The following is a 9,617-nucleotide window of genomic DNA, read 5'->3' on the forward strand; positions in this document are numbered from 1 at the left end:
GTATCTTCTTTCGTTTCTTTCAGTTAATCCAATTTAACTCTTTCTATTGAATTTTTCAGGTTTATTTTTAATTAAAAGGATATTTATGACGTAACCGTTTTAACGGTTTATAAACAATTATTCAGAAGTTTCAGAATGTTTTATCTTGTTCAGGTAATCTTGCTGATTTCCTGAATAACAATGAGTAACAATAATTAACAAAAATTAAAACTATGAGGTGCGATATGAAAAAATTATATGCATTTACTTTTATTTGCCTTTTGTTTGTCCAATTTAGTTTTGGACAGGGCGTTTTTAACAGTCTGACTTCCGGAGCCTGGAATGTGGCTAGTTCATGGACTTTGGTATCAGGAACTGATTCGGATGGTATCCCTGATTCAGATGACGATGTTACGGTGTTAAACGGACACATTATATCTCTTCCGGCATCTGTAAACGGAAAAAATGTTACAATTAATTCAGGTGGTTCAATTATAGGACCCAATACAGGTTCTTCAATTTTTTATTTGCGGGTTTATGGAACCACATTAACTAATAATGGAACTCTTGGTGGAACTTTTCAAGGAACAAATTTAGGATTTGAACCTGCTAATAGCGCTGGGACAGTAACACTCAGCGGATCAGGGGTATGTAAAATATCCCAGGTCCGTAGCCAATCCGCTGCAGTAAATATGAATATTATTATTGACCAGGATATGAAAATAAACCGTTCCTGGGGCAGAGGTATCGGGTTCAGCGCATATCAGTCAACAACAAGTAACGGCAACACGCTCACCATCAACACAGGAAGAACTGTAACACTCGATTCAACAGCTGATTTCCATCATGGGTCTACCGGTATTCCCGTAGCAGGAGGTAACACTACTTACATCATTAATGGAACTCTGAAAACAAATGGCGGTCAGCGATTTATCATAATACCGTTTAATAGTGCTGCAAGTGTTCTGACAATCGAAGTCAACGGTGTAGTGGATTTAGGCGGAAGGGTTTTTGGTCAACGCGCTTCAGGGCAAACCGTCTTAGGTCCAGTTAATCTAAATATCAATAACGGTGGTGTTGTTAAAGTTAGCGGTGTTCCAGCTGATCCTGAAATTGATTTGTTCGATGTTAATACCACATTGAGCGGTACAGGATATATAGACATTGCTTCATGGCCTTTTATATTTAATCCAGCAAACTATATTAAAACGACGGGAACAGGCGGTTTAAAAAGAAATGTAGCATCTGCCGACATAACTTTCCCGATAGGTACTTCAACAAATTATAATCCTGTAGTAATGAATAATACGGGTACTGCAGATAAATTTACAGTTCGTGTGAAATCCACATTTGACAATTCGCCGGTAGATATAAATAAAGTTGTGAATCGTCAATGGACGATAGATGAAGAAGTTGCCGGCGGCAGTAATGCATCGATTATTCTACAATGGAACTTAGCGGAAGAGGCATCGAGCTTTAATCGTAATGTTGACCTCTTAGTCTCAAGATATACAGGTACTGCCTGGCAAGGAAAAAGTGCCAATTTAAGTGGCTCGGATCCCTATACTGCGATGGCAGCCGGTTTTAATGCTTTTTCTAATTTTATTGTCGAAAGCCGACCTATAACTACATTTCAACTAAGTAAAGGAAGTATAAATTTGGGTAGCGTAGAGGTGAGTGGCTCAAAAACAGATAGTGTTTATGTAAGGAATATAGGTGCCACAACAATAAACGTTTCTTCCGTAGTTTCCGACGAGCCTCTTTATACAGTAACACCAAGCTCCACAACGGTACCTGCAGGTGACAGTGTAAAATTTAAAATTACATTTTCACCAACAGCAACAGGTGCCGCGAGTGGAAATATAACTTTTACACATGATGGTGGAGGTTCGCCTCACATCGTTACAGTATCCGGAACGGGTGTGTTTACGGCTCCGGTGTTTGAAGTTAACCCGGCAAGTCTTGCTTTTGGTGTTATCGCAATAGGTAAATCAAAGGTTGACAGCGTTGTGGTAACAAATGGCGGAGCGACTAATCTTGTCATTGATTCAGTCCGGTCTTTCAATAACAACTTTTCTGTTAATCCTAGCGGTCCTGTTACCGTTCTTCCGGCAGCGACGCAAAAATTTTATGTAACCTTTTCACCTACCGCTGAAGCTGTTCTATCCGGTAATCTAAGTTTCTATAATAACACAACAACATCACCGAATGTAGTTGGACTCACCGGTACGGGTTTAATCATGAAGACTGTTCTGAGTAACGGAACGGGTGGTGGCGATTGGTCGAGTACAAGCACTTGGCAGGGGGCTGTTCTACCATCGGTTGTGGATAGCGTAGTTATACTCGGTGCGGATTCTGTTTATCTTTTATCAGATGTTTTAACCGGTGGTTTAGGTGTTCAAACCGGGGGAAGGTTACTACTTCTGGATACTCTTAGAGTTATCAACAGCACTGTAAACGGAACAATAATTGCTTCCGGTGCTGCCAGTGCAAGTGCGATTATTCCGAACGGTGTTATGATCTTCTTGAACGGATCTACATACAGACATGCCCTCCCGGCAGGTATGATCCCGGTTGCGACCTGGAATGCAGGCTCAACGTGCGAAGTAACAGGATATACGACCGGATCAAAACCAGGTAATCCGAATCAGAATTTCCATTATTTCATTTGGAATTGTGCGAGTCAAGCAGCTAACATTGATATGGCTTGGTACAACAATACTATCGGTGGAAATATTACTGTCAAAAATTCTGGTGTTTCGCGCTTCCAGATGACTAGTCCATCAGCCGGTTCACCAAATGTCATAACAATCAATGGCAATATCGATGTTGAAGGCGGACAATTTTCTTCAAACGGCTCTTCAAGCGCCGCCGATATAACTATTCATACATACGGTAACATCAATGCGACAGGTGGTAACTTCTCAATTTCGAGAGGCAGCGGTCCGACAGTAGCATGGTATCTTCATGGCAACTTCTCAATGTCAGGTGGAGCTACGACACAAAATTCAAAACCTGTCGGTGCAACTTTTATTGTAGCAGGAATTACACCACAGAATATCACATTTTCAGGTATGATATTCAGTGGAACAGTGCCTGTTCAAGTAAATAATGGTGCTGCGTTAAATGTTTCTCTATCTTCTAATACATACACAGCGGGTGGTTTTGAATTTACCGGTAATGACGGTTCAGTTATTAATATGGGAACAACTGTTCTACGGGGTTCAGGTGCCTTTACTATGAATGCAGGCGCTACACTGGAATGTGCTCATGCCGGAGGTTTAGATTCTACGCTTTCTAACACAGGTGGAAAAAATCTTGGGACAGGTGCAAATTTTAAATTCAACGGAGTTTCAGCACAGCGCACCGGAATCGTTCTACCGGCAACACTGAATAATTTAATCATCAGTAATCCGGCAGGAGTAACGGCATCAGCATCTACAACTGTGAATGGAATGCTGTCTATTATGAATGGTAATTTTTTATCAGATGCAAATACTATTACATTAGGTACGTCAGGAATTCTCAATGAGATTGCAGGACAAACAGTAATAGGAAAAGTTGTAACAACCCGCAATGTGATACAAGGTGTCAACAATACATTTGGTGGAATCGGTATTGAGATTAATGCGGCGGATGCTGCCCCTGGTTCAACGAATGTCGAACGAATAACGGGCACTGCTCAAACCGGCAATAGTAAATCTTCTATTTTAAGATATTTTAACATAGTGCCCACAATTAATTCGGGTTTAAATGCAGCATTAGTATTTAAGTATTATGACTCTGAATTAGCGGGGCAGGATGCGGGTTCATTGCAGTTATATAAATCGTTAGACAATGGTAGTACGTGGTCAGGTCAAGGCGGTATTGTAAATGTATCCGCAACAACCATTTCACTTAGCGGAGTAAATAGTTTTTCGCGATGGACTGCTGCGGATGCAAATAATGATTTAGGATTCAGTATTGCGATGTCATTGGGCTGGAATATGGTTTCGGTACCTCTTACAGTTGAAGATTACAGTAAATCAGTTTTATTTCCAACAGCTACATCGAGCGCTTTCGCTTACGAGACAAGTTATGTAACTAAAACTATTTTAGAGAATGCGGTTGGTTATTGGTTGAAATTCCCAACCTCGCAAAGCGTCCCAATATCGGGTGCTATACGTACGAGTGACAGTTTAATCGTTAGAACCGGCTGGAATATGATCGGTTCACTCTCTGTCCCGATTAGCATAACGAATGTAACTCGTAGCCCCGGTGTAAATTTATCATCCCCATTCTACGGTTATCAGAATGGTTACTCGGTAGCTACTACAATTGAACCGGGTAGAGCTTATTGGATAAAAGTTTCAGCAGATGGAAAACTATATTTAAATGTGTCGGGTAAGAAGTAACATTATTTCGTTAGAAAGAAACATATTTATGAAACAATTTAAAATAATATTCGCAATCGTTTTCATTACGTTGATTTTGATAGGTAATGTATTTGGGCAAACTGCTTCTTCTACTTGGCCACTCACAAGTGTAACAACGGTTAGTCCAACTAATTCGGGAAGTGTTACAGGCAACAATGAATCTTTCAGTAATATGGTGATAAACAATTATGCTGGTCCGAATAGTAGCCAACGAGTAACAACAACTACTGGGTCCTGGCCCGCCGAGACAGCTCAGAATGAAACACGTTACATCCAATTTGCTGTATCACCTAATCCGACTTATTCTTTTAATATTACATCGGTAACGCTTTCACTTGGTGCCAGCGGCGGTGGTAATATGAAAGTAAATATTTGGTGTTCTGTTGACCCAACATTTACCGTACGAACTCAACTCAATAGCAGCGTTCTTAGTTTACCTGACGGCTCATTATCCTCATTATCTTATTCACCAACTGTAAATGTTAATGATGGTCAAACATTTTATCTGAGAATTTATCCTTGGTACACTTCTTCTGCATCTGGTAAGTATGTCTGTCCGCAAAATGTTGTTATATCAGGAACAACTTCAAGTGCTACTCCATTAATTACAACATCAGTAAGTTCATTAACTAACTTTTCACAAACTGTCGGCACTCCCTCTGCTACACAAACATATACTGTCTCTGGTAATAATTTAAGTAATGATGTTGTGGTAACAGTACCGACAGGTTTTGAGATTTCTACCAATTCAGGTAGTACGTGGAATAATAATTCTTCTCCTGTAACTTTGACTCAAAGTGGTGGGATGCTAACTGGTCAACCGATTACGATTTCGGTAAGGATGAATGCTTCTTCTGCGGCTGTTTATTCCGGTAATATCACACATACAAGTATAGGAGCGACAACGAAAAATATTGCAGTTAGCGGAACTGCACTGGCAACTGAACCGACAGTTCAATCATCAATAACTTTTGGTACTGTTACGGATGTTTCGATTGTTGCAGATTTCGCAGGTGGGAATGGTGCAAGACGTATATTAGTTGCACGTTCAGGCAGTGGTGTGAACTGGGAACCTGTCGATGGAAATGCAATCACTGGTGTAAACAGTAATTTTGCATCTGCAACTGATCAAGGAAACGGAAACAAAGTTGTTTACGACGGAACTGGAACCACGGTTACAATGACCGGACTAACCCAAAACACGACATATCATGTTGCAGTGTACGAGTATAATGTTGGAACCGGCAACACACAAAATTATTTAATTACTTTGCCGGGAATCGGAAATCAAACTACGTTAGCTGTAGCAACTATTTCCGTTACACCCACATCATTATCTTTCGGCAATGTTTTATTTGATTCCACTTCTGTTGAAAAGACATATATAGTATCGGGAACGACACTAACTCCTTCTAGTGGAAATATAACTGCATCAGCCCCGACAGGGTATGAAGTGTCGGCGACAAGCGGTTCGGGATATGCTTCTTCAGTCCAAATTCCCTACACAAGTGGTGCATTGAGCGCAACCGCACTCTATGCAAGATTCAAACCTACCGCAATACAGAGTTATACCGGAAACATCTCTAATTCAGGTGGCGGTGCAACAATAAAGAATGTTTCGGTTTCTGGATTTGGTGTCGCACCACCAGCGCCAAATGAGTTTCAAGCTGAGGATGCTATCTTAGTTAGCTCTTATATACGAACACAATACCCAGGCTATACAGGAACTGGTTATGTCGATATGGCAGATAAAACAGGAAGTTCTGTAGAATTTGTTATTGGCCGGACGACAGCTGCAACCGATACAGTAACAATATTTTTCGCGAATGGTGGAAGCAGCCGCAGTTTGACTGTAAGTTTAAACGATGTGAACATTGCAACTCCATCTTTCCCGGGTACTGGTAGTTGGTCAAATTGGTCAACATTGAAAGTAGTTGTTGCTTTACATTCGGGTTTGAATCGTTTACGATTTACATTGAATACGAACGGTAGTGGACCAAATTTAGATAAGATTGTAGTAGGTGGGCAGCAGGCAACTGCAATGTTTAGATTAACGCTAACAAAAAGCGGAAGCGGAACAGTTTCGGCGAATCCACAATCAACATACTATGAAGCAGGAACATCAGTAACGCTCACAGCAACACCAAACTCTGGCCACGTATTTTATCGTTGGGGTGGTACGGATGAGAGTCAATCGAATCCGTTCGCGTTAATAATGAATTCACACAAAACAATAATTGGCGTGATGACACCCTCGGCAGGATTTGGATCTTTCCCTTACGAATCGAGTCCGAAAGGATTTGCTTCAGTCGGTGCTTTCGGATATCCTAACGGTACTACAGGTGGAACAGGAGCAGACCAGCGAATAGAGTATGTAACTAATTCAACAGATTTAATGAACATTATGTTCAGGCGTGTGGATCCAAATCGGACTTTAAACTTCCCGCCGCTGACAGTATATGTAATTGGAACTCTTACTGCAGAAGCAGGCGTAGCCCCGATGTTAGACGTGAAGGATCTGTATGATGTATCCATAATTGGTGTGGGTACCGATGCTACAATAACCGGTTTTGGATTTTTAATTGTACGTTCCAAAAACGTCATTGTCAGGAACATCAAATTTATGAATTCGCCGGACGATGGAATAAATATTCAAGGTGATGACGTAGAGGGGACTGGCAACCATATCTGGATTGACCATTGTACTTTTACAAATTGTTATGATGGTGCTTTGGATGTTACGCATACTGCATCGTATGTTACGCTGTCATGGAACTATTTTTATAAACACGATAAAGCCTGTCTACAAGGACACTCTGACAGTCAAACTTCAGACGTTGCGATGAAAATTACGTGGCACCATAACTATTTCGATAGCACAGGTCAGAGACATCCTCGTGTACGCTTTGGGAAATCGCATGTTTTTAATAATTATTACAGAAAGTGCAGTTTGTATGGCGTTTCTTCGAATTTAGAAGCTGATGTTGTTGTAGAGGGCTCATATTTTCTCGATGTTCCAATTCCATTTGAAACTTCACGAGATGCTAGCCCACCTGGCGATTTGGTTGCGAGAAATAACATATTAGCCGGTACAACCGGTGGAGGTTCAACGCGCGGAACTGCATTCGAACCATCAACATTTTATACTTATGCTGTTGATCTCGCCGCCGATATTCCTGCAATGCTAACTGCATACGCGGGAAGTGGCAAGTATGACTTCAGCGGGGGATATCCAACAACACCAACTACAACTTTTTCATTAGCTATAAACGCAATTCACGGCACTGTTACAAGAAATCCATCGCAGGCAGTTTACGACAGCGGTTCAACCGTTCATCTTACAGCGGTTCCAGCAACAGGTTATCATTTTGTAAACTGGTCAGGCGATTTATCTGGTTCCGATAATCCATCTTCGATTATTATGAACAGCAATAAAAATGTAACAGCAAATTTTTCTATCAATCAATATACAATTACAGCGACAGCCGGTCCGAATGGTTCGATTAATCCATCAGGCGTGTTAAACTTAAACTACGGTGACAGTCTTCGCTTCACAATAACTCCGGCAACAGGCTACCGTATTGATAGTGTTTTAGTTGACGGCGTAAATCAAGGGACAATGTCGAGTTATTTATTTTTGAATGTTGTTGCCAATCAAACAATAAATGTAAAGTTTGCAATCCAACAATTTACAATCACTTCAACTGCAGGTGCCAATGGTTCGATTAGTCCATCCGGAGTTATTAACGTCAACTATGGAGATAGCCTTCTCTTCACTATAACGCCAACAGCTGGTTATCGTATCGATAGTGTTAAAGTTAATAGTATATACCAAGGTCCATTGTCGAGTTACACTTTTAGAAATATTTCGGCAAATCATTCAATTACAGTAAATTTTGCTGTCGCTTCTTATAGCTCATCGTTTTTTGTGGATCCCGGATGGAATATGGTGTCAGTTCCGCTTACGGTTATAGATTATAGAAAATCTGAATTGTTTCCGAACTCGATATCAAGTGCCTTTATATATGCAAACGGATATTTAGTGAAAGACACATTAAAGAATTGTTCAGGATATTGGCTTAAATTTTTATCAGCGGAAGAAATTTCAATATCAGGAACTCAACGAGCTTCAGATTCGGTAGAAGTAAATACTGGTTGGAATATGATAGGCTCAATATCGCTACCGATTCGAACAAGCGACATATCACCAAGCTCAGGTATATCTATTAGAAGTCCGTTTTATGGTTATCAAAATGGATATTTTCTTACCGATTCTATCAAATCGGGGAGTGCTTATTGGGTAAAAGTATCGGGTTCCGGTAAACTCTACTTTAATTCAGGAAGTGGACTGTCCAAGGAAAATGCTATCCATCTTAATGAACTGGAAATGCTCAACAAAATTAATATTACAGATGCGGCGGGGTCTTCACAAACGTTATATTTTGGTGTTGATGCGGACGCTCCTTTTCCGATAGATTATTTCGGGTTACCACCTTCTCCACCAAAAGGTGTATTCGATGTGCGATACAGTTCACAAAGGGCTGTCGAATTACATAAATCGATAATTGAAAAACCTGAAATATTCCCAATAACGATTTCATCTGCTGTCTTTCCTATCACTATCAGCTGGGACGTTCAGAAGAGAAACAACGATGTTTATGAGTTGTCTGCAGGTGATAATGTTATTGAATTGACAGGAATTGGCAGCAAAGAATATATAGTTGAAAATATTAAATCAATTTCTTTGAAAGCACGCAACAAAGAAATTGTTCCGGCAGAATTTATACTAAGCCAAAATTATCCGAACCCATTCAATCCGTCGACACAAATAAAATTCTCTGCCGATAAAACTGCAAGAACTAAACTTGAAATCTTCAACCTTCTCGGCCAAAAAGTTTTGACTCTATTTGATGAAGTCGCAGAAGCGGGGAGGTATTATACGGTCCAGTTCGATGCAAAAAATCTTACAACTGGCGTATATTATTATAAACTACAAAATGAACAAAAATCACAAATTAAAAAACTATTACTCTTAAAATAATGATCTCAAAAATAACTTTCTTACTCATAATTATATTCACAATCTCATCAAAAGCTGCGATTTTTGTTTCACCCGCAGGCGCTGATACTAATTCCGGGACAATCGATTTACCTTTTAAAACAATTACTAAAGGGCAGTTCCAAAAATTCAAATATAAGTTTAGTGTTATAGATTTTATCGTC

3 protein-coding genes are annotated in these 9,617 nt (G+C 40.1%); all 3 read left to right on the forward strand.

Annotated elements, in window-relative coordinates; translation table 11 throughout:
* Positions 1-224 precede the first annotated feature (224 nt).
* Entirely contained in the window at positions 225-4,373 is a 4,149-nt protein-coding gene (locus QME58_12985) for a choice-of-anchor D domain-containing protein (GenBank protein MDI6804734.1), read from the forward strand.
* A 28-nt stretch (positions 4,374-4,401) separates the two neighbouring features.
* A complete protein-coding gene (locus tag QME58_12990) occupies positions 4,402-9,435 on the forward strand; it encodes a T9SS type A sorting domain-containing protein (GenBank protein ID MDI6804735.1) in 5,034 nt (1,677 codons plus the stop codon).
* A partial coding sequence (locus tag QME58_12995) for a hypothetical protein (GenBank protein ID MDI6804736.1) occupies positions 9,435-9,617 on the forward strand: 183 nt, incomplete at its 3' end. The genes QME58_12990 and QME58_12995, both read left to right, overlap by 1 nt.

The sequence above is a fragment of the Bacteroidota bacterium genome, from assembly GCA_030017895.1.
In the GTDB taxonomy this organism is placed as follows: Bacteria; Bacteroidota; Ignavibacteria; order UBA10030; family BY39; genus JASEGV01.